The following is a 19992-nucleotide window of genomic DNA, read 5'->3' as shown; positions in this document are numbered from 1 at the left end:
ATCTATCGACTGTCCAGATCTTGGGAGAGTTGCGATGAGCCGCACGCTCGCGGAGAAGGTGTGGGAAGCACACGTCGTGCGCCACGGCAGTGGCGCGGAGCCGGACCTGCTCTACATCGACCTCCACCTGCTGCACGAAGTGACCAGCCCGCAGGCGTTCGACGGCCTGCGCCTGGCGGGTCGCCGGATCCGCCGACCGGACCTCACCATCGCCACCGAGGACCACAACGTCCCGACGGTCGACATCGAGCTGCCCATCGCCGACCCGGTCTCGCGCACGCAGGTGGAGACGTTGCGCAAGAACTGCGCCGAGTTCGGCGTGCGGCTGCACCCGATGGGCGACGCGGAGCAGGGCATCGTGCACGTCGTGGGACCGCAGCTGGGCCTGACCCAGCCGGGCATGACCGTGGTCTGCGGTGACAGCCACACGTCCACGCACGGCGCGTTCGGCGCGCTGGCGTTCGGCATCGGCACGTCGGAGGTGGAGCACGTGATGGCCACCCAGACGCTGCCCCTGCGGCCGTTCAAGACCATGGCCATCACCGTGGACGGCGAGCTGAAGCCCGGCGTCACGGCGAAGGACATCATCCTCGCGGTGATCGCGAAGATCGGCACCGGCGGCGGCCAGGGCTACGTCCTGGAGTACCGGGGCAGCGCGATCGAGGCGCTGTCCATGGAAGCCCGCATGACCGTGTGCAACATGTCGATCGAGGCGGGGGCCCGCGCGGGCATGATCGCGCCGGACCAGACCACCTTCGACTACATCAAGGGCCGCCCGCACGCCCCGTCCGGCGCGGACTGGGACGCGGCCGTCGAGTACTGGAAGACCCTGCGCACCGACGACGACGCCGAGTTCGACGCCGAGGTCCGCCTCGACGCCGACGAGCTGACCCCGTTCGTCACCTGGGGCACCAACCCGGGCCAGGGCCTGCCGCTGGGCGCCGCGGTGCCCGACCCGGAGACCATCGTCGACGAGAACGAGCGCGTGGCCGCCGAGAAGGCGCTGGCCTACATGGGGCTGGAGCCGGGCACCCCGCTGCGCGACATCCACGTCGACACCGTGTTCCTCGGCTCGTGCACCAACGGCCGCATCGAGGACCTGAGGGCCGCCGCGGACGTCCTGCGCGGCCACAAGGTGGCCGACGGCGTCCGGATGCTCGTCGTGCCCGGCTCCATGCGGGTGCGCGCGCAGGCCGAGTCCGAGGGGCTGCACGAGGTGTTCCTGGCGGCGGGCGCGGAGTGGCGCCAGGCCGGGTGCTCCATGTGCCTGGGCATGAACCCGGACCAGCTCAAGCCGGGCGAGCGCAGCGCGTCGACCTCCAACCGAAACTTCGAGGGCAGGCAGGGCAAGGGTGGCCGCACCCACCTGGTTTCGCCACTCGTGGCCGCCGCCACCGCCGTGCGGGGCACCCTGTCGTCGCCCGCCGACCTGGTCTGAGGGAGTTCTACGAACATGGAAGCGTTCACCACGCACACCGGGGTCGGCGTTCCGCTGCGCAGGTCCAACGTGGACACCGACCAGATCATCCCGGCCGTCTACCTCAAGCGCGTGACCCGCACGGGCTTCGAGGACGGCCTGTTCGCCGCCTGGCGCGGCGACGAGCAGTTCGTGCTCAACCAGGAACCGTTCCGGGCCGGCAGCGTGCTGGTCGCCGGGCCCGACTTCGGCACGGGGTCGTCCCGCGAGCACGCCGTCTGGGCGCTCATGGATTACGGCTTCCGGGTGGTCATCTCCTCCCGGTTCGCCGACATCTTCCGGGGCAACGCCGGCAAGCAGGGGCTCGTGGCGGCCCAGTGCGAGCAGTCCGATGTCGAATTGCTGTGGAAGCTCCTGGAGAACGAGCCGGGCACCGAGGTGACCGTCGACCTCACCGCGAACACGGTTGTGGCGAAGGACTTCACCGCGCCCTTCACCATCGACGAGTACACCCGCTGGCGGCTGCTGGAGGGATTGGACGACATCGCCCTGACCCTGCGGCACGCCGATGACATCGCCGAGTTCGAGCAGCGCAGGCAGGGTTGGTTGCCGACGACCGATCCGCTGCCCGCGAGGTGACTCCGAAGGGGGTCGGATTCCCCTCCGAACAGCGGGAATCCGACCCCCTTCGCCGCCTCCCGGGGCCGCCGGGGTTCCCTCGACAGGTCGTAATTGCCCACGCCACAACGGAAAATCTGGCGTGGCGATTGGTATTTCCCCGCATATGGGCTTACCGTGGGCAATCAGTCGGCCCGACTAGGGCCGTGAGCGTCCTGGGAGGGACTGAAGGTGAACAAGGCCCAGCTCATCGAGGCGCTCGCCGAGCGCCTTGGCGACAAGAAGAACGCCGCTGCCGCCGTCGACGGCATCGTCGACGTCATCGTCCGCAGCGTCCACAAGGGCGAGAAGGTCAACATCACCGGCTTCGGTGTCTTCGAGAAGCGTGCCCGTGCGGCCCGCACCGCTCGCAACCCGCGCACCGGTGAGACCGTGAAGGTCAAGAAGACCAACGTTCCCGCGTTCCGCGCGGGTTCGACGTTCAAGGACGTCATCAGCGGCACGAAGAAGCTGCCGCGCGTCACGGCCGCCAAGCCCGCCGCGGCCGCGGCGGCGAAGCCGGCCGCCGGGACGAAGGCGCCGGCGACCCGCGGCACCACCGCGCGCACCACGACTGCGCGTGCCACGCGCAGCACCGGTACCGCGACGCGCGCCGCCGCGGCAGCCACCAAGGCCCCGGCGACCCGCCGGACCGCCGCGGCCGCGAAGCCCGCCGCCACCGCCACCAAGGCCGCGCCCGCCAAGAGCGCCGCGACCAAGGCCACCGCCGCGAAGTCGACCGCGGCCAAGGCGACCGCGGCGAAGCCCGCGGCGGCGAAGAAGGCGACCACGCCGAAGGCCACGACGGCGAAGGCCACCACGGCCGCCGCGGCGAAGGCCACGACGTCCGCGGCGGCGAAGCCCGCGGCGGCGAAGAAGGCCCCGGCCAAGAAGAAGTGAACCCCGGCCGGTTGATCACCGGCCAGGCTGCAACACCCGCTCAGGGCCCGGTGCGGACGCGCACCGGGCCCTGAGCGCTTCACCCGCGCCCTACCTCCCCAACGCGCGTGTCCTACCTCCAGAACGCGCGTGTCCTACGCTCAGAACGCGCGTGTCCTACCTCCAGAACGCGTGAGTCCTACGCTCAGAACGCGCGTGTCCTACCTCCAGAACGCGCGTGTCCTACGCTCAGAACGCGTGAGTCCTACCTCCAGAACGCGTGAGTCCTACGCTCAGGTCGCGTGAGTCCTACGTTCAGGACCCGTGAGTCCTACGTTCGGGACCCGTGAGTTCAACGCTCGGCCCGCGCGAGTTGCCGGGTTCGAGCCGGCGTTGTGTACTCGGGCCACGGCGATCCCGCCACTCCGAGACTGCGGACCTCACGTGCGGAGGTCCGAAACAACCTCTCGTGCCCGAAGGCGGCGATGCTGCGCAAGGGTCCCCGCCAGGGGGTCCCCTGTTTTCATCCTGCCGGCACGGTCTGACGAATTCGGCGTAGTCGGCGGTGGCTGTGGACAACTCGCCGTGCCCGGACGGACGGCGGCGTGACCCGACCGGCCCAGTCGGGTCGCACCGGTGGCGCAGCGCCGGTCGCGGCTCAGGTCGTCGGCTTGGGCAGCGCGGTGGGGAAGTAGTGGGCCGAGACGAGCTTCGGCCACGAGGTGTGCGAGTCCGAAGTGGACCACCCCGGCCCCGGGCGGCGGAACGCCAGCAGCCACGTGCTGCCCTTCTTGCACGGCGTCCCCTCCAGCGACAGGCCGCCCAGGTCGGCGAGGGTGGACACGATGTCCGGGATCACGCCGCCCTGGCTGGACACTACCGGCGTCCCCACGCCGTCCGCGATCTCCAGCAGCCGCACCAGCCCCGCCTCGCGGTCCGGCCAGTACCCCTCCTCGGACAACCGCGGCTCCAGCAGCACGCCCACGCCGAGGTCGTCCGCCACCCCCTGGACGGTCTCCACGCACCGCACCCGCGGCGCGGAGTGCACGCGTGCCGGCCCCCACAGCGGCAGCATCGACCGCAACCCCGCCGCCTGCCGCCACCCCGCCGAGCTCAACGGCCGCAGGTCGTCGTCACCGGGCCAGTTGTCCCGCTTGCCCGCCTTCGCGTGCCGCACCAGCAACACCGTCGCCAGGTCCGCGGGCTCCGCCGCGAACGCCTCCAGCACCGAGCGGTCGGTGTCCGCCGTCACCAGCGCGGCCGCCTCGGCCACCGGCAGCCACCGCAGCTCGTCCACCTCGTCGTTCGGCACGAACTCGCCCGACCCGGCCCGCGCGCTGAAGTAGTCCACGACCTTCGGCTTGCCGAACGCGCGGTACGACACCTGGCACAGGTACCGCCCCAGCACGGCGTGGAACCCGGTCTCCTCCCGCACCTCCCGCACGGCCGCCGCGGGCACCGTCTCACCGGGGTCCAGCTTGCCCTTGGGCAGCGACCAGTCGTCATAACGCGGCCGGTGCACGACCGCCACGGAAGCATCGCCGCGCCACAGCACGGCGCCGGCCGCCCGGATCACCCCAGCGCCCGGTGCTTGCGCAGCATCTCGGTCTGGTGGTCGCGCACGCTGGTGCCGTCCGCCGGGGACGCCTCCCACTCGCCGTCCGGCTGCAGCACCCAGCACCGCGTGGTCGGCTCCAGCGCCGAGTCCATCATCTCGTCGAGCTGGGCGGTGAGCTTGGGGTCGGTCACCCGCACCTGCACCTCCACCCGGCGGTCCAGGTTGCGGTGCATCATGTCGGCGCTGCCGATCCAGTGCTCACCCGCGCCGACGAAGTGGAACACCCGCGAGTGCTCCAGGAACCGGCCCAGGATGGACCGCACGTGGATGTTCTCCGACAGCCCCTTGATGCCCGGCTTCAACGCGCAGACGCCGCGCACGACCACGTCCACCCGCACGCCCGCCTGCGACGCCCGGTACAGCGAGTCGATGACCTGCTCGTCCACCAGCGAGTTGACCTTGATGCGCACCCCGGCGGGCCGGCCCGCCCGCGCGTGCTCGACCTCCCGCTCGATCCGCTCCACGATCCCCCGCCGCACGCCGTAGGGCGCGACGAGCAGGCTGCGGTAGTGGTCCTGCCGGGCGTAGCCGGTCAGCACGTTGAACAGGTCGGTGAGGTCCGCGCCGATGGTCGGCTCGGCGGTGAGGATGCCGATGTCCTCGTACAGCCGGGCCGTCTTCGGGTTGTAGTTGCCGGTGCCGATGTGGCAGTAGCGCTGGATCCGCGAGCCCTCCTGCCGCACCACCAGAGCGGTCTTGCAGTGCGTCTTGAGCCCCATCAGGCCGTAGACGACGTGCACGCCGGCCTTCTCCAGCGCCCGCGCCCACTTGATGTTGGCCTGCTCGTCGAACCGGGCCTTGATCTCGACCAGCGCCACGACCTGCTTGCCCGCCTCCGCCGCGTCGATCAGCGCGTCCACGATCGGCGAGTCGCCGGACGTGCGGTACAGCGTCTGCTTGATGGCCAGCACCCGCGGGTCGGCCGCCGCCTGCTCGATGAACCGCTGCACGGACGTGGAGAACGAGTCGTACGGGTGGTGCACCAGCACGTCGCCCTCGCGCAGCGTGGCGAAGATGCTCTTCGGCGTCTCCCGCTCGCCGAACGCCGAGTGCGTGGCGGGCACGAACGGCGCGTCCTTGAGCTGCTTGCGGTCCACGCTGTAGAGCTGCCACAGGCACGACAGGTCCAGCAGGCCGGGCACCTGGACGACGTCGTGCGGGTCCACCTCCAGCTCCCGCAGCAGCCGCTCCAGCATGTCCTCGGTCATGTCGTCGGCGATCTCCAGCCGCACCGGCGGCCCGAACCGGCGGCGCGCCAGCTCCCGCTCCAACGACTTGAGCAGGTCCTCGTCCTGGTCCTCCTCGACCTCCAGGTCGGCGTTGCGGGTCACCCGGAACGCGTGGCACTCGATCACCTGCATGCCCGCGAACAGCTCGCTCATGTGGGCGGTGATCAGCTCCTCCAACGGCAGGAACGTCGCCGTCGGGCTGGTCCGGTCGCTCTCCACGCGCACCAGGCGCGGCACGTTGTCCGGCACCTTGATGCGGGCGAACCGCTCCGCGCCGCCCTCCGGGTCGCGCACCGTCACGGCGAGGTTCAGCGACAGGCCGGAGATGTAGGGGAACGGGTGCGCGGCGTCCACGGCCAGCGGCGTGAGCACCGGGAACACCTGGTCGGTGAAGTAGTTGGACAGCCGCAGCTTCTCGAAGTCGGTGAGCTGCGCCCAGGTGACGATGCTGATGGCGTGCTTCTCCAGCTCCGGCTGGACGTGGTCGAGGAACGCCCTAGCGTGCTGCTCGACCAGCTCCTGGGTCCGCTTGGAGATGCTGGACAACTGCTCGCGCGGGGTCAGGCCGTCCGCGCTGCGCACCGACAGGCCGGTCTCGTCGCGGCGCTTCAGCCCCGCCACGCGCACCATGTAGAACTCGTCCAGGTTCGACGCGAAGATGGCCAGGAACTTCGCCCGCTCCAGCAGCGGCTGGGAGGCGTCCTCGGCCAGCGCGAGCACCCGGGCGTTGAAGTCCAACCAGGACAGCTCCCGGTTGAAGTACCGGTCGTCGGGCAGGTCGGCCTGCGCCTCGGTGGCCGTGACGGCGGGCGGTGAGCTCGGGAACGACCGGGACGCGGCCTCCGCCGGTTGCTGGACCGGCGTCGTGCCCGCACGGGCGCCGCTGCTGCGGCGGACCGCCGGGCGCGGACGGCGGCGGGGGCTGCTCGCGGCGGGGGTGGCCCGCGGCGTCCTCGTCCGGCGCTTGGGCGCGGGCTGGTCGGGAGAGTTGTCCGTGCTCACGAACAGCATTCTTCCCCAGAACAGGCGGCTGTGCGCCGATCGGAGTCGACGACGAAGTGAACTCCCGGTCACACCGGCCGGAGCACGCCCCGCACGTCGCCGGCGGCGTCCCGCACGAGCGTGACCCGCTGGCCGGGGCGCAGCACGCGCCAGCCGCCCTCGGCGACCGCGCCGGCGGGCACGTCCACCAGCACCCCGTCGTCGCGCAGCACGGTCGCTGAGCCGTCCGGGTGATGCGCGCTCACCGTCGCCTGCTCGGTCACGTGCCAAAGCTAGCCGATCGGCGGGTGGTGGGCGCTCCGACGCGGCTGCCACGCTCCGGAGGGGACCGATTACCGGGAGGAGTGGGGCATGAGGGTTGTGGCAGGGGTGCTGACCGCGGTGCTGCTCGGTCTCACCGGTGCGCTCACCGGCCAGGGCGCGGCGGCGGCCCAGGCGCTCCCGACGGCGGCGGACGCGGACACGGGTCTGCGGGCGGCGGCGAAGAACGTCGAGCTGCGCGCGGCGATACCCGAGACCGAGGGCGCGGTCTCCCTCAACTTCCTCCAGTACCGCGACCGCGACGTGATGTTCCTCAGCGGCACGTTCGGGCTGAAGACCTACGACGTGACCGACCTCGACCGGCCGAAGCTCCTGGACCACCTCACCAAGCAGGAGCTGGCGCTGCCGGGCGACGACCCGGAGCAGCGGTTCTGGGAGAACGAGGACGTCACCGTCGACGCGCGGCGCAAGCTGGTGTTCCTGGCGCGGGAGCGCAGCGCGTTCGGCCGGCAGCCCGGCAACGAGCGGCCGACCGGCGTCTACTTCGTGTCCGCGGCGGACCCGGCGCGGCTGGAGCTGCTCAGCTTCGCGCCGATGGGCACCGGGCACATCACCTCGTGCGTCAACGACTGCACGTACCTGTGGACGACCGGCTACGACGGCACGCCGTCCAGCGACCCGGACACCTACCGGCGGTCCGGCAAGGTGTTCGTGACCGACATCCGGGACCCGCGCCACCCGAAGACGCTGCCCACCTACGTGGACCTCAACCGCAACCAGGGCGAGACGCACATGACGCACGACGTCCAGGTGGACGCGGCGGGCGTCGCCTGGGTGGCGGGCACGGGCGGGACGCGCGGCTACCACACCAGCGGCCGGCACCGCGATCCGTTGACCGGGCGGGTGCGCGAGGCGACGGCGTACGACCCGGTCCCGTACGCGGGCGGCGCGGCGCCGAAGCTGGACATGCCGACGTCGTTCTCGCACAACTCGTTCCGACCGGTCGGGCGGACGCTGAAGGACGGTCCCCGGCCGTCGGCCGAGCACCCGGCGGGCAGCCTGCTGCTGCACACCGAGGAGGCGTTCGGGTCGGCGACGTGCCGCGACCAGGGCCGGTTCGTCATCTCGTCGCTGACGGGCTCGACCGGCGGCGAGTCGTGGCGGGCCACGCCGGAGCGGCCGTTCCACCTCAGGACGGTCGGCGTGTGGACGCCCGACGACCAGGAGGGCACGCTCCCCGGTCCCGACACGTTCTGCTCCGCGCACTACTTCGACGTGCACGAGCGGATCGTGGCGTACTCCTGGTACGAGCAGGGGACGCGGTTCCTGGACATCTCGGACCCGGCCAACCCGATCCAGGTGGCCTACTGGCGGCCCGAGGGCGCGGTCTCGTTCGCGCCGTACTGGCACCGCGGGCGGGTGTTCCTGGCCGACATGGCCCGCGGGGTGGAGGTGTTGAAGCTCACCACCGACGCGTACGAGGCGCAGGCGTCGCACACCAACGTCACGCTGAAGACGACCCCGGTGTCCACGACCGCGCGGCCGGCCGAGACCCCGCGCAAGCGCCTGCCGCTCGCCCCGGACCCCGACTACGGCGCCGCGTGCCCGATGCTCGTGGGCCGCTGCACGCCGGGGCAGCCGTGCTGCTGACCCCGTCGCTGGCGTGACGGGTCAGCGGCCGACCGGCGCGGCGGTGGCCGCGGTGCGCGGGCCCAGGCCCAGCTCCGCGGCCAGGCGCAGATCCTCGGCCGTGTCGACGTCGTGTCGCAACGACGGCCACGGGCCGAGGAGGGGCATGGCGCCCGACGCCGCGTGAGCCGCCGCGGACCCGACGCCGAACGCCGGGTCCAGCTCGCCGCCGGGGGCGGACAGCAGCAGCGTCGTCCCCGTCCCCTGGCGGTCCGGGCAGAACGCGCGGCCGCGCGCCGCGGCGAGCGCCGCGGCCAGGTCCGCCGTGCGCAACGCCGGCAGGTCCGCCTGCAGCGCGCCCACCACCGACGCCGGATCCCGCGACCGCAGCACCCCGAACCCGAACCGCAGCGACTCGTTCAACCCCTCCGGCCCGGCCGCGGACTCGACGCCCAGCGCCCGCAGTTCCGCCACCACGGCCGGGTCCGACGTGACGGCCAGCACACCCCGCACGGCGGGCAGCGCCGCCGCGATCGTGTCCAGCGCGAACGCCAGGGCCAGCGCCGGCCGGTCCAGCCGGGCGTCCACCAGCCGCGACTTCGCCCGGTCCAGCGCCTTGACCGGCACCACCAGGTCGACGTCGGCTCGCACCCCGCCATACTCCCGGATGCCGGCTGGACCTGGCCAGGGGCTCGTTGTCGCCCCCGGCGACGTGGGGAAGACTCCAGGTCCACGACGAAGAGGGAGTGCACGTGGCCAAGGAGAAGGGCGGCTTCTGGATCGGGCTCGCCGCGACGGTCTTCTACCCCGCCACCGCGCTGTTGGCGCGGCGGCGCAACGAAGGCGCGGAGCGGGTGCCCAAGACGGGCGGGGCGCTCATCGTGATGAACCACGTGTCGCACCTGGACCCCGTCTACGACGCCGTCTTCACGCACAAGCAAGGCCGCGTGCCGCACTTCCTCGCCAAGCACAGCCTGTGGAACGTCCCGGTGGTCGGCGCCGTCATCAAGGGCGCCCGGCAGATCCCGGTCTACCGCGGCACGGCCGACGCCCAGGAGAGCCTGCGCGCCGCGCACGAGGCGCTGGAGCAGGGCCTGGTCGTGGTCATCTACCCGGAGGGCACCATCACCCGCGACCCGGACGGCTGGCCGATGGCCTCCCGCACCGGCGTGGCCCGGCTCGCCCTGGAGCACGACGTGCCGGTCCTGCCGGTCGCCCGCTGGGGCACCCGCGACGTCTACGACCACTACCGCAGGAAGTTCCGGCCGTTCCCGCGCAAGACCGTGGTGACGAAGGTCGGCCCGCCGGTGGACCTGTCGGCCTACCGCGGCCGGCCGCAGAACCTGGCGCTGCTGCGCGAGGTGACCGACGTGCTGATGAACGAGGTGAAGGACCTGCTCGCGGAGATCCGCGAGGAGCAGGCCCCCGCCGGCTTCTACACCAAGAAGTCCTGACGTGGACCGGGTCGCGGTGCTGGGCGCCGGGTCGTGGGGCACCGCCTTCGCCAAGGTGCTCGCCGACTCCGGCACGGACGTGGTGCTGTGGGCGCGGCGCGCCGACGTGGCCGACGCCATCTCGGCGGACCGGGTCAACGCCGACTACCTGCCGGGCGTGACGCTGCCCGCCAACCTGACCGCCACCTCCGACGCCCGCGCGGCGCTGGCGGGGGCGCAGGCCGTGGTGCTGGCGGTGCCGAGCCAGACGCTGCGGGAGAACCTGACCCGCTGGCGGCCCTGGCTGCCCGCGGGCGCGACGCTGGTGAGCCTCGCCAAGGGCGTCGAGCTGGGCACGCTCAAGCGGATGAGCGAGGTGGTCCGCGAGGTCGCCGGCGTGCCGGAGGACCAGGTCGCGGTCGTGTCCGGGCCGAACCTGGCCAAGGAGATCGCGGCCGAGCAGCCGACCGCGACGGTCATCGCGTGCACCGACCACGACCGCGCGGTGGACCTCCAGCACGCCTGCTCCAACTCCTACTTCCGGCCGTACACCAACGTGGACGTGGTGGGCTGCGAGCTGGGCGGCGCGTGCAAGAACGTCATCGCGCTGGCCTGCGGCATGGCGGCGGGCCTGGGGTTCGGCGACAACACGATGGCGTCGATCATCACCCGCGGCCTGGCCGAGACCGCCCGGCTGGGCGCGGCGCTGGGCGCGGACCCGCTGACGTTCGCCGGGTTGGCCGGGCTGGGCGACCTGGTGGCCACGTGCGCGTCGCCGCTGTCGCGCAACCGGTCGTTCGGGGAGCGGTTGGGGCGTGGCGACTCGCTCGCGCAGGCGCAGGAGGCCGCGCACGGCCAGGTCGCCGAGGGCGTGAAGTCGTGCTCGTCGATCCGCGAGCTGGCCGCGCGGGTCGGCGTGGACATGCCGATCACCGACGGCGTGCACCAGGTGTGCCACGAAGGACTGGACCCGCGCGTGCTCACGGCGGCGCTGCTCGGGCGCGAGCGGAAGGCGGAACGCCAATGACCTGGGGCGACGGCACGCGCGTCGTGCACTCGACGCCCGCCGTGCCGGGCGAGCCGTTCCTGGCGGGCCCGGTGTTCGCCTCGGCCTACCACCTGGGCGGCGAGGACACCTACGGCCGGGCGCACAACCCGACGTGGCGCGCGTTGGAATCGGCGCTGGGCGCGCTGGACGGCGGCACGACCGTGCTGTTCCCGTCCGGCATGGCGGCGATCTCGACGTTCCTGCGCGTGGTGCTCGCGCCCGGCGACGTGGTGCTGGTGCCGGGCGACGGCTACTACCTGACCCGCACGCTGGTCGCCGAGATGCCGGTGGAGGTGGTCGAGGCGCCCACCGCCGGGCCGTACCCGTCGCTGGACAGCGTGCGGCTGGTGCTGCTGGAGTCGCCGTCCAACCCCGGGCTCGACGTGTGCGACATCGCCGCCCTGGCCGAGGCGGCGCACGCGGCGGGCGCGCTGCTCGCGGTGGACAACACGACCGCGACACCGCTCGGCCAGCAGCCCCTGCTGCTCGGCGCGGACGCCGTGCTGAGCAGCGACACGAAGGCCGTCGCCGGGCACAGCGACGTGCTGCTGGGCCACGTGTCCACCGCGGACCCGGCCCTGGCCGAGCGGGTCCGCGCGGCGCGGACGACCGGCGGCGCGATCCCCGGGCCGTTCGAGGCGTGGTTGGCGCACCGCGGGCTCGGCACGCTCGACCTGCGGCTGAGCCGGCAGGCGGCGAACGCGGCCGCCCTGTACGACGCGCTCAAGTCCCACCCGGCGGTGCGGGGGCTGCGCTGGCCCGGCGCGCCGGAGGACCCGGCGCACGAGGTCGCGGCGCGGCAGATGCGCCGCTTCGGCGGGGTGCTGACGTTCGAGCTGGCGGACGCGGGCGCGGTGGCGTCGTTCCTGGAGCGGTCGCGGCTGGTGTACGCGAGCACGAGCTTCGGCGGCCTGCACACGAGCCTGGACCGGCGGGCGCAGTGGGGCGACCCGGTGCCGGAGGGGCTGGTGCGGCTGTCCGCGGGCTGCGAGGACACCGCCGACCTGGTCGAGGACGTCCTGCGGTCGCTGTGACGGTCACCCCGTCGGGTCCAGTGCGTGGAACGGGTTGCGCGGGGTGGCGGTCGGCTGCCACCCTCGTCCCCATGTCCTTCCGCGCCATGACCGACGGGCGGGGTCACATCGACCTCCGCCTGGTCGCCAGCGCGCTCTGTCCTTCTCGCTGATCGCCTCGCGTCCCGCGAGCCGTGCGGCTCGCCCACTCACCGAGCACCGAGAAGGAACCATGTTCGCCGTTCCGGAGAACACCATCGCCCTGCCCCAGTCGCACGCCGCGCTGCACCCCGTGCGGATCGCGCTCGACACGGCGGCACGGCGCGAGCGCTGGGCCCACCTGCTCCGCTACGACCCCGACACCCGCTTCGCCGCGCTGGTCGAGTCCGGCCCCGGCCAGGAGGTGTGGCTGATGAGCTGGCTGCCCGGCCAGCACGCCGACCTGCACGACCACGGCGCGACCAGCGGCGCGTTCACCGTGGTCAGCGGCTCGCTGACCGAGGTCGTCACGCCGGGCCCGACCCAGGTGCTGCACCACCTCGTGGCCGGGCAGTCGCGCGTGTTCGGCCCGTCGTACGTGCACCAGGTGCGCAACGACGGCAGCGACCCCGCCGTCACGATCCACGTGTACCGCGACGGCGGTCGCACCGTGCGCCCGGTCCGCTTCGACCCGGTGTCGGGGACTACCTCCGCGCGGTGACGTGCGGCGGCACGTCCCAGTCGCCGACCAGCGCCGGGTCCGGTTCGGGCTCGCCCCACACCGCGCGCAGCGGCAGCACGCCCGCCCACCGCGCGTTGGCCTCGACGTCCTCGGGCTCGTCGCCGGGCGGGCCGCTGCGGATCTTCACCGACGCCTCGGCGAGGTCCAGCGACAGCACCGCGGTCGCGGCCAGCTCCTTCGGCGTCGGCGGCCGGGCGTAGTCCCACGAGCCGGGCGCGATGTGCTCGGTGAGCACGCGCAGGCCGTGCAGCTTGGCGTCCGGGTCGGTGACGGGGACGGCGGTGCCGTGGATGACGGCGGCGCGGTAGTTCATCGAGTGGTCGAACACCGAGCGGGCGTAGACCACGCCGTCCACGATCGTGACGCCGACGCACACCGGCACGCCGGTCGCGGCCTCGCGCAGGCTCCGCGCGCCGGTCGAGCCGTGCAGGTAGAGGGTGTCGCCGTCACGGCCGTAGCCGGTGGGGAGGACCAGCGGCGCGCCGTCCACGACGACCGCCAGGTGGCAGACGAGGGCGGCGTCGAGGACCGCGTGCAGCGCCTCGCGTTCGGTCACGGCCCGGTTCCGGCCGCGCTTGATGGTGCTGCGGTCCGTCGGTGACAACGTCATGGGACCAGCATTTCCGGTAAAGTGGCCCTTCTCAAGTGCCAATTCCCGGCGTTATGAGGAGGCCACTTTGGCGGAGACGGCGCTGGCGGTGGTGCTGGACCGGGCCTCGGCCGAACCGCTGGCCGTGCAGCTCGCGGACGCCCTCCGCGCGGCGGCGGCCGACGGGCGGCTGCGCAGCGGGGACCGGCTGCCCTCGACCCGGGCGCTGGCCGAGCGGCTCGGCGTGAGCCGGACCGTGACAGCGGCAGCATACGAGCAGCTGCACGCCGAGGGCTGGATCGCGGGGCGGCACGGCTCCGGCACGTACGTGACGACCACGCCGCCGGGGGCGTTGAAGTCGCGCGGCCGGCGGTCCGCCGCGCCGGCCGTGCCCGCGGACGTGGTGGACCTCGCGCCCGGCGCGCCGTGGGCCGAGGGGTTGGACCGGGCGGCGTGGCGGCGGGCGTGGCGCGCGGCGGCGGACGTGCAGCCGTTGTTCCGGCCGGCGCGCGGCGGGCTGCCGGAGTACCGGGCGGTGGTGGCCGAGCACCTGTTGCGGCACCGGGGGTTGGCGGTGCGGGGCGGGTTGCGGGAGGAGCTGGTGCTGGCGACCGGCGGCACCACGGCGGCGCTCGTGGAGCTGGGGTCGGCGGTGCTGCGGCCCGGCGACGTGGTGGCCGTGGAGGAGCCGGGGTACCAGCGGGCCGTGTGGGCGTTGCGGTCGGCCGGGGTGCGGGTCGTGCAGGCGCCCGTGGACGCCGAGGGGTTGCTGGTGGAGGCCGTGCCGGCGGGGGTGCGCGGGGTGTACTGCTCGCCCGCGCACCAGTACCCGATGGGCGGGCGGATGTCGGCGGCGCGGCGGGTGGCGCTGGTGGAGCGGGCGCGGGCGGAGGGGTGGCTGGTCGTCGAGGACGACTACGACGGCGAGCTGCGCTACGACGTGGCGCCGTTGCCGTTGCTGGCGGCGTTGGCGCCGGACGTGGTGGTGCACCTGGGGACGACCAGCAAGATCCTCACGCCGACCCTGGGCGCGGGTTGGATGGTCGCGCCGGAGCCGATCGCGGCCGACGTGCTGGCGCACCGCGACCGGACCGGCACGAGCCCGTCCGCGGCGGGGCAGCGGGTGCTGGTCGAGTTGGCGCGCAACGGGGACCTGGGCCGGCACCTGCGCAAGCTGCGGCGCGAGCTGTCGGAGCGGCGGGCGCTGCTGTCCGCGGCGTTCGGCGAGGCGGGCGTCCCCGTGCTGGGTGACGACGCGGGCGCGCACATCGTCGTGCCGCTGCCGTCGGCGCAGGCGGAGCGGGACGTGCTGGCCGAGGCGCACGACCGGGGCCTGCGGCTGGACGGCCTCGGCCGCCACCACGCCGGCCGGCCGAAGGTGCACGGCGCCGCGATCGGCTACAGCGCCTGCTCCCGCGACCAGCTGACCGCCGCGATCCCCGACCTGATCGGCATCCTCACCCGCCACACCGGTCCCGAACGCTGAACTCGGGGTACCCGAACGTAGGACACGGTGGTCCTGAACGTAGGACACGCGCGTTCTGAACGTAGGACTCTCGCGCGCTGGACGTAGGACTCTCGCGCGTGTCCTACGTTCACGTACCCCGAGTTGAACGTTCGGGGAGTGCTGTGTCGATCGCGGGTTACGCCATCCGGGTAGGGTCCGAACCATGACACAGCGCAAGACCAAGGTCGCCGTGGTGTTCGGCGGGCGCAGCAGCGAGCACATGGTCTCCTGCCTGTCCGCCGGCAGTGTCCTGCCGCACCTGGACCGGGACCGGTTCGACGTCGTGCCGGTGGGCATCACCGAGACGGGCGCGTGGGTGATCGGCGCCGACGACACCAGGGCGCTCGAGGTGCGCGACCGCCGGCTGCCGACCGTCAACTCGCTGGTCCCCGTGTCCGGCACCGAGCTGGTGCCCGTCGCGCCCGGCGAGGTGCTCGCCGACGTGGAGGTCGTGTTCCCCGTCCTGCACGGCGCGTGGGGCGAGGACGGCACCATCCAGGGCCTGCTGGAGCTGGCCGACATCCCGTACGTGGGACCGGGCGTGCTGGCCAGCGCGGTCGCCATGGACAAGGAGTTCACCAAGCGCCTGCTCCAGGGCGCGGGCCTGCCGGTCGGCGAGTACGCCGTGCTGCGCCGCGAGCAGGACACGCTGTCCGAGGCCGACCGCGCACGCCTGGGCCTGCCCGTGTTCGTCAAGCCGGCCCGCGCCGGGTCGTCCGTGGGCATCTCGAAGGTGGTCGACTGGGCGCACCTGGACAGCGCGATCGCGTTGGCTCGCAAGACCGACCCGAAGGTGATCATCGAGGCCGCCGTCGCCGGCCGCGAGGTCGAGTGCGGCGTGCTGGAGTTCCCGGACGGCCGCGTCGAGGCGTCCCTGCCCGCCGAGCTGCGCATCGTCGGCGGCGAGGTCGACTGGTACGACTTCGACGCCAAGTACCTCGACGACGTGTGCGAGTTCGACATCCCGGCCAAGCTGGACGAGCACGTCACCCGCGACCTGCGGCAGATGGCCGTCACGGCGTTCCGCTCGCTGGACTGCCAAGGGCTCGCCCGGGTGGACTTCTTCGTCACCGACTACGACGAGCTGGTCGTCAACGAGGTCAACACCATGCCGGGCTTCACGCCCATCTCGATGTACCCGCGGATGTGGGCCGAGACGGGCCTGGACTACCCCGCGCTGCTGACCACGCTCATCGAGACCGCCCTGGCCCGCGGCACGGGGCTGCGCTAACCCCTGGTGTCCACGGGGCCCTTGGCGAGGGTGTCCCGGATCGTGGTCGAGACGTCCTGCAGGGGCCCCGTGCCCGCGTCCGAGGGCACGGTCAGCGCCACGTACACCGGCCGGTCCACCACGTACCAGGTGGCCGCGCCTCCCTCGGACACCTCCAGCCACTGCACGTCGGAGATCACCCGCAGCTCGGAGGTCGGCTTGAGGTCGCCGGGACGGTCCAGGCCGCACCGCAGCACCACGGGCTCGTGCTCCGCGTCACCCCACGCCAGCGCGCCGGCGGGCGCGGGCGAGGCCAGCTCGCGGCGCGGCAGCGTGACGCCGTTCGACACGAGCTGCATCGGCAGGGCGCTCAGCAGGGCCTTGCACTCCTCCGACTCGGCCTTCGGCGCGGGCACCGGCACGAGCGCCACGGGCCCGGTGTGCGCGGCCGACGGGTCGGCGGGGTCGTCTTTGCCGCCGGCGCCGAGGAAGAGGCCCACGGCCGCGACGCCCGCCGCGAGCAGCGCCGGCAGCCCGAGGGCGACGACGAGCAGCGGTCGGGGGAGCAGCGAGGCGGGTTCCGGTTCCTGTGCCACGCGGTTATGACAACACGGCGCTAGAGGTTGACCACAGGGCAGGTCAGCGTTCGCGTGATGCCCTCCACGTTCTGGATCCGGGCGACTACGAGCTGTCCCAACTGGTCGACGGTGTCGGCCTCGGCGCGGACGATGACGTCGTACGGGCCGGTGACGTCCTCCGCGGTGGCCACACCGGGGATGCCGGAAATCTCCGCCGCAACGGCGGCTGCCTTCCCGACCTCGGTCTGGATGAGGATGTATGCGTGCACCACGGCGTGCCCCTTCGTCGCGACAGGTTAGGTCGGGGTAGGAACGTGCACAGCAACGTACCCCAGTTGGGGTTCCGAATGCTCAGAACGGGAGGCAATCTTGCGTCCGGAGCCGCCGCGCAACGCGGACACGGTCGCTGAGGTGGGTGAGTTCGGTCTCATCCGCCGGGTGACGGCAGGTCGGACGCAGCCGCCCACCACCCTGCTCGGGCCGGGTGACGACGCGGCTGTCGTCGCGGCGCCCGACGGCCGCGTGGTGGTGTCCACCGACGTGCTGGTCGAAGGCGTCCACTTCAGACTCGACTGGTCGTCTCCCGAGCAGGTCGGGCGCAAGGCGGCGGCCGTGAACCTGGCCGACGTCGTGGCCATGGGCGCGGTGCCGACCGCCCTGCTGATCGGCCTCGCCTGCCCCTCCGACACCCCCTCCTCCGTCATCGAGGGCATCACCGCCGGGCTGTGGCAGGAGGCGGCCGTGGCGGGGGCCGGCGTGGTCGGGGGCGACATGGTGTCGTCCGCGACACTGGTGATCTCCGTTACGGCCATGGGGGACATGGACGGGCTGGAGCCCGTGACCCGGGCCGGCGCGCAGGTCGGCGACGTCGTCGCGGTGTGCGGGCGGCTCGGCTGGGCCGCGGGCGGGCTGGCCGTGCTCCAGCGCGGGTTCCGCTCCCCGGTCGCGGTCGTCGGCGCCCAGCGGAACCCCGAACCCCCTTACGCCGCCGGGCCCCAGGCCGCCGCGGCGGGCGCCACCGCGATGATCGACGTGTCGGACGGCCTGCTGGCCGACCTCGGGCACATCGCCGACGAGTCCGGCATCGGCATCGACATCCGCACCGAGCTGCTGGAGGTGCACCCGCGGCTGATCGACGTGGCGACCGCGCTCGGCGCGGACGCCCGGCACTGGGCGCTGACCGGTGGCGAGGACCACGCCCTCGCCGCGACGTTCCCCGAACCGGCCGCGGTCCCCGAGGGCTGGCGCACCATCGGCACGGTCCGGCACGGCAGCGGCGTCACCGTGGACGGCCGGGCGTACGAGAAACCCCCTGGCTGGGAGCACTGGCGCTAGGTAGCCTGGCCGATGTGGAACTATGCACGCTCGCGTATGACCATCCAGACTCGGCCAAGCTGATCGCCGACATCCAGCAGGTCTACGTGGACCGCTACGGCGAGGCGGACGTCACGCCGGTCGACCCGGCGGAGTTCGCCCCGCCCCTGGGGCACTTCGTCGTCGGCTACCTCGACGGCGTCCCGGTGGCGTGCGGCGGCTGGCGCGCCCACGACGTCGCGGAGCACCCGCTGCGCCCCGGCGACGCGGAGATCAAGCGCATGTACGTGGCCGAGTCCGTGCGCGGGCGCGGCCTGGCGCGGCGCGTGCTGGCGTCGCTGGAGGAGGCGGCGCGGGCGGCCGGCCGGCGGCGGATGGTGCTGGAGACCGGGTTGCGCCAACCGGAGGCGATCGGGCTCTACCGCGCCAATGGATACGCGCGCATCGACAACTTCGGCGTGTACCGGCATCATCCGGAAAGCCTTTGCTTCGCGAAGGACCTCTGAGAGCCGGGAGGGACGTCGATGGCGATCTACGCGTTGGGCGACTACGAGCCGGTGATCCACCCGGACGCCTACGTGCACCCCGACGCGACGGTGATCGGCGACGTCCGGATCGGCCCGCACGCCTCGGTGTGGCCGCAGGCCGTGCTGCGCGGCGACTACGGGCGCATCGAGGTCGGCGCGCGGACGTCGATCCAGGACGGCACGGTCGTGCACTGCACGGAGGTCCACCCGACGCTGATCGGCGCGGAGTGCGTGGTCGGGCACAACGTGCACATCGAGGGCGCGACCATCGCCGACCGGTGCCTGATCGCCTCGGGCTCGGTCGTGCTCAACGGCGCCGTGGTGGAGACCGGCGCGATCGTCGGCGCGGGCGCGGTGGTGTCGTTCGAGGGCCACGTGCCGGCGCGGTCGATGGCGCTCGGCGTGCCCGCGAAGGTGCGCGAGGGGTACGTCGTGCCGGACGGCGCCTGGCAGTTCGCCGTGGACAAGTACGTGAACAACATCTTGACCTACCGCAAGGAACTGCGACGCCTCGACTGAGATAGGGTCCGGTCGTGGCACGTCCGCTCGAGGAAATAGTGGAAGCAGGCTGGGCCGCGGCACTCGCGCCCGTGGCCGACCGGATCGCCGCGATGGGCGAGTTCCTGCGGGCGGAGGTCGCCGCCGGGCGAACATACCTGCCCGCCGGGGAGAACGTGCTGCGGGCGTTCCAGCAGCCGTTCCACTCGGTGCGGGTGCTGATCGTGGGCCAGGACCCCTACCCGACGCCGGGGCACGCGGTGGGCCTCAGCTTCTCCGTCTCGCCGGAGACCCGGCCGATCCCCAAGAGCCTGGTCAACATCTACACCGAGTACATGTCCGACCTGGGCCACCCCAAGCCGTCCACCGGCGACCTGACCCCGTGGACCGAGCAGGGCGTGCTGCTGCTCAACCGGGCGCTGACCGTGCAGCCGGGCAAGTCCAACTCCCACCGCAACAAGGGCTGGGAGCCGGTGACCGAGCAGGCGATCAGGGCCCTGGCCGAGCGGGACGCGCCGCTCGTCGCGATCCTGTGGGGCAGCCAGGCACGCGCCCTCAAGCCGATCATCGGCGCCGACCGGTGCGTCGAGTCGGTCCACCCGAGCCCGCTGTCCGCCGCCGGCGGCTTCTTCGGCTCCCGGCCGTTCAGCAAGGCCAACGAGCTGCTCGCGAAGCAGGGCGCCGAGCCCATCGACTGGAAACTGCCCTAGCCACGGTCCGTGACGGGCGCGGCGGGCGCCGTCAGCCCGGCCGGTGGTCGCGCGCACCGCGGTGTGACGATCCCGACCGGGCGACGCCGCCGCCCGCCCGAGGCCCGGCCCCGAACGCCGGAAGGCCCCCGGGACGCGTCCCGGGGGCCTTC

General features: G+C 73.0%; 21 protein-coding genes. 14 read left to right on the top strand and 7 right to left on the bottom strand.

Going from position 1 to position 19992, the window contains the following annotated elements; translation table 11 throughout:
* The first annotated feature begins 34 nt into the window (after positions 1–34).
* From leuC to ACWEFJ_RS18075, 3 genes are all read left to right on the top strand, one after another.
* Positions 35–1438: a 3-isopropylmalate dehydratase large subunit gene (gene leuC / locus ACWEFJ_RS18085; protein WP_378091284.1), complete on the top strand. Its 1404-nt coding sequence runs from the start codon at positions 35–37 to the stop codon at positions 1436–1438.
* 15 nt (positions 1439–1453) lie between these two features.
* A complete protein-coding gene (gene leuD, locus ACWEFJ_RS18080; protein ID WP_378091286.1) occupies positions 1454–2056 on the top strand; it encodes a 3-isopropylmalate dehydratase small subunit in 603 nt (200 codons plus the stop codon).
* 210 nt (positions 2057–2266) lie between these two features.
* Positions 2267–2974, top strand: coding sequence for an HU family DNA-binding protein (locus ACWEFJ_RS18075; protein ID WP_378091288.1), 708 nt, complete (start codon positions 2267–2269; stop codon positions 2972–2974).
* A gap of 637 nt (positions 2975–3611) precedes the next feature.
* Here the strand turns inward: ACWEFJ_RS18075 and ACWEFJ_RS18070 are convergent.
* The 3 genes from ACWEFJ_RS18070 to ACWEFJ_RS18060 are packed head-to-tail and all read right to left on the bottom strand — an operon-like array spanning position 3612 to position 7065.
* On the bottom strand, positions 3612–4526 hold the full coding sequence (locus tag ACWEFJ_RS18070; protein WP_449714474.1) for an NUDIX hydrolase: 915 nt from the start codon (positions 4524–4526) through the stop codon (positions 3612–3614).
* A complete protein-coding gene (locus ACWEFJ_RS18065) occupies positions 4526–6811 on the bottom strand; it encodes an RNA degradosome polyphosphate kinase (protein WP_449714411.1) in 2286 nt (761 codons plus the stop codon). The genes ACWEFJ_RS18070 and ACWEFJ_RS18065 overlap by 1 nt, the downstream gene beginning before the upstream one ends.
* A 59-nt stretch (positions 6812–6870) precedes the next feature.
* Positions 6871–7065 (bottom strand): hypothetical protein, encoded by a 195-nt coding sequence (locus tag ACWEFJ_RS18060; protein ID WP_378095283.1) that lies wholly within the window; start codon positions 7063–7065, stop codon positions 6871–6873.
* 88 nt (positions 7066–7153) lie between these two features.
* Here ACWEFJ_RS18060 and ACWEFJ_RS18055 point away from each other — a divergent pair, with 88 nt between their 5' ends.
* On the top strand, positions 7154–8713 hold the full coding sequence (locus ACWEFJ_RS18055) for an LVIVD repeat-containing protein (RefSeq protein WP_378095285.1): 1560 nt from the start codon (positions 7154–7156) through the stop codon (positions 8711–8713).
* Between the two features lie 21 nt (positions 8714–8734).
* Here ACWEFJ_RS18055 and cofC read toward each other — a convergent pair whose 3' ends face one another.
* Entirely contained in the window at positions 8735–9343 is a 609-nt protein-coding gene (cofC, locus tag ACWEFJ_RS18050; RefSeq protein WP_449714410.1) for a 2-phospho-L-lactate guanylyltransferase, read from the bottom strand.
* Between the two features lie 101 nt (positions 9344–9444).
* Here cofC and ACWEFJ_RS18045 point away from each other — a divergent pair, with 101 nt between their 5' ends.
* The 4 genes from ACWEFJ_RS18045 to ACWEFJ_RS18030 all read left to right on the top strand — a co-directional run bounded on the left by ACWEFJ_RS18045 (position 9445) and on the right by ACWEFJ_RS18030 (position 12886).
* Positions 9445–10146, top strand: a complete 702-nt coding sequence (locus ACWEFJ_RS18045) for a lysophospholipid acyltransferase family protein (protein ID WP_378095289.1) — start codon at positions 9445–9447, stop codon at positions 10144–10146.
* A gap of 1 nt (position 10147) precedes the next feature.
* Entirely contained in the window at positions 10148–11152 is a 1005-nt protein-coding gene (locus tag ACWEFJ_RS18040) for an NAD(P)H-dependent glycerol-3-phosphate dehydrogenase (protein ID WP_378095291.1), read from the top strand.
* Positions 11149–12207 carry a cystathionine gamma-lyase gene (locus ACWEFJ_RS18035; protein ID WP_449714409.1) on the top strand — a complete coding sequence of 353 codons (1059 nt, stop codon included), beginning with the start codon at positions 11149–11151 and terminating at the stop codon, positions 12205–12207. Before ACWEFJ_RS18040 ends, ACWEFJ_RS18035 begins: the two co-directional genes overlap by 4 nt.
* A 211-nt stretch (positions 12208–12418) precedes the next feature.
* Positions 12419–12886, top strand: coding sequence for a cysteine dioxygenase (locus ACWEFJ_RS18030; protein ID WP_378095295.1), 468 nt, complete (start codon positions 12419–12421; stop codon positions 12884–12886).
* Here ACWEFJ_RS18030 and ACWEFJ_RS18025 read toward each other — a convergent pair.
* Positions 12870–13517 carry a pyridoxamine 5'-phosphate oxidase family protein gene (locus tag ACWEFJ_RS18025; protein ID WP_378095297.1) on the bottom strand — a complete coding sequence of 216 codons (648 nt, stop codon included), beginning with the start codon at positions 13515–13517 and terminating at the stop codon, positions 12870–12872. The genes ACWEFJ_RS18030 and ACWEFJ_RS18025 overlap by 17 nt on opposite strands.
* Positions 13518–13584: 67 nt before the next feature.
* Here ACWEFJ_RS18025 and pdxR point away from each other — a divergent pair, with 67 nt between their 5' ends.
* Together pdxR and ACWEFJ_RS18015 are read left to right on the top strand one after the other, a co-directional pair.
* A complete protein-coding gene (gene pdxR / locus ACWEFJ_RS18020; protein WP_449714408.1) occupies positions 13585–14982 on the top strand; it encodes a MocR-like pyridoxine biosynthesis transcription factor PdxR in 1398 nt (465 codons plus the stop codon).
* 184 nt (positions 14983–15166) lie between these two features.
* Positions 15167–16234: a D-alanine--D-alanine ligase family protein gene (locus ACWEFJ_RS18015; RefSeq protein WP_449714407.1), complete on the top strand. Its 1068-nt coding sequence runs from the start codon at positions 15167–15169 to the stop codon at positions 16232–16234.
* Here ACWEFJ_RS18015 and ACWEFJ_RS18010 read toward each other — a convergent pair.
* Together ACWEFJ_RS18010 and ACWEFJ_RS18005 are read right to left on the bottom strand one after the other, a co-directional pair.
* On the bottom strand, positions 16231–16809 hold the full coding sequence (locus ACWEFJ_RS18010; RefSeq protein WP_378095302.1) for a DUF3515 domain-containing protein: 579 nt from the start codon (positions 16807–16809) through the stop codon (positions 16231–16233). The genes ACWEFJ_RS18015 and ACWEFJ_RS18010 overlap by 4 nt on opposite strands.
* Before the next feature lie 20 nt (positions 16810–16829).
* Positions 16830–17063, bottom strand: coding sequence for an Lrp/AsnC family transcriptional regulator (locus tag ACWEFJ_RS18005; protein WP_378095304.1), 234 nt, complete (start codon positions 17061–17063; stop codon positions 16830–16832).
* A 97-nt stretch (positions 17064–17160) separates the two neighbouring features.
* On the opposite strand from ACWEFJ_RS18005, the gene ACWEFJ_RS18000 reads away from it, so the two are divergent.
* The 4 genes from ACWEFJ_RS18000 to ACWEFJ_RS17985 are packed head-to-tail and all read left to right on the top strand — an operon-like array spanning position 17161 to position 19840.
* Positions 17161–18126, top strand: a complete 966-nt coding sequence (locus ACWEFJ_RS18000) for a thiamine-phosphate kinase (RefSeq protein ID WP_378095306.1) — start codon at positions 17161–17163, stop codon at positions 18124–18126.
* A gap of 14 nt (positions 18127–18140) precedes the next feature.
* Positions 18141–18611, top strand: coding sequence for a GNAT family N-acetyltransferase (locus ACWEFJ_RS17995; RefSeq protein ID WP_449714406.1), 471 nt, complete (start codon positions 18141–18143; stop codon positions 18609–18611).
* Between the two features lie 18 nt (positions 18612–18629).
* On the top strand, positions 18630–19151 hold the full coding sequence (locus ACWEFJ_RS17990) for a gamma carbonic anhydrase family protein (protein ID WP_449714405.1): 522 nt from the start codon (positions 18630–18632) through the stop codon (positions 19149–19151).
* Positions 19152–19165: 14 nt separating this feature from the next.
* On the top strand, positions 19166–19840 hold the full coding sequence (locus tag ACWEFJ_RS17985) for a uracil-DNA glycosylase (RefSeq protein WP_378095312.1): 675 nt from the start codon (positions 19166–19168) through the stop codon (positions 19838–19840).
* The last annotated feature ends 152 nt before the right edge of the window (positions 19841–19992 follow it).

This window comes from Actinosynnema sp. NPDC004786 (assembly GCF_053601135.1).
This window is presented reverse-complemented; position numbering and strand designations above follow the sequence as displayed.

Bases quoted from the DNA above. Each gene is read 5' to 3' on its own strand.
- leuC (WP_378091284.1), top strand. From the start codon at position 35: ATGAGCCGCACGCTCGCGGAGAAGGTGTGGGAAGCACACGTCGTGCGC.
- leuD (WP_378091286.1), top strand. From the start codon at position 1,454: ATGGAAGCGTTCACCACGCACACCGGGGTCGGCGTTCCGCTGCGCAGG.
- ACWEFJ_RS18065 (WP_449714411.1), bottom strand. From the start codon at position 6,811: ATGCTGTTCGTGAGCACGGACAACTCTCCCGACCAGCCCGCGCCCAAG.
- ACWEFJ_RS18055 (WP_378095285.1), top strand. From the start codon at position 7,154: ATGAGGGTTGTGGCAGGGGTGCTGACCGCGGTGCTGCTCGGTCTCACC.
- ACWEFJ_RS18035 (WP_449714409.1), top strand. From the start codon at position 11,149: ATGACCTGGGGCGACGGCACGCGCGTCGTGCACTCGACGCCCGCCGTG.
- ACWEFJ_RS18030 (WP_378095295.1), top strand. From the start codon at position 12,419: ATGTTCGCCGTTCCGGAGAACACCATCGCCCTGCCCCAGTCGCACGCC.
- ACWEFJ_RS18025 (WP_378095297.1), bottom strand. From the start codon at position 13,517: ATGACGTTGTCACCGACGGACCGCAGCACCATCAAGCGCGGCCGGAAC.
- ACWEFJ_RS18015 (WP_449714407.1), top strand. From the start codon at position 15,167: ATGACACAGCGCAAGACCAAGGTCGCCGTGGTGTTCGGCGGGCGCAGC.
- ACWEFJ_RS17990 (WP_449714405.1), top strand. From the start codon at position 18,630: ATGGCGATCTACGCGTTGGGCGACTACGAGCCGGTGATCCACCCGGAC.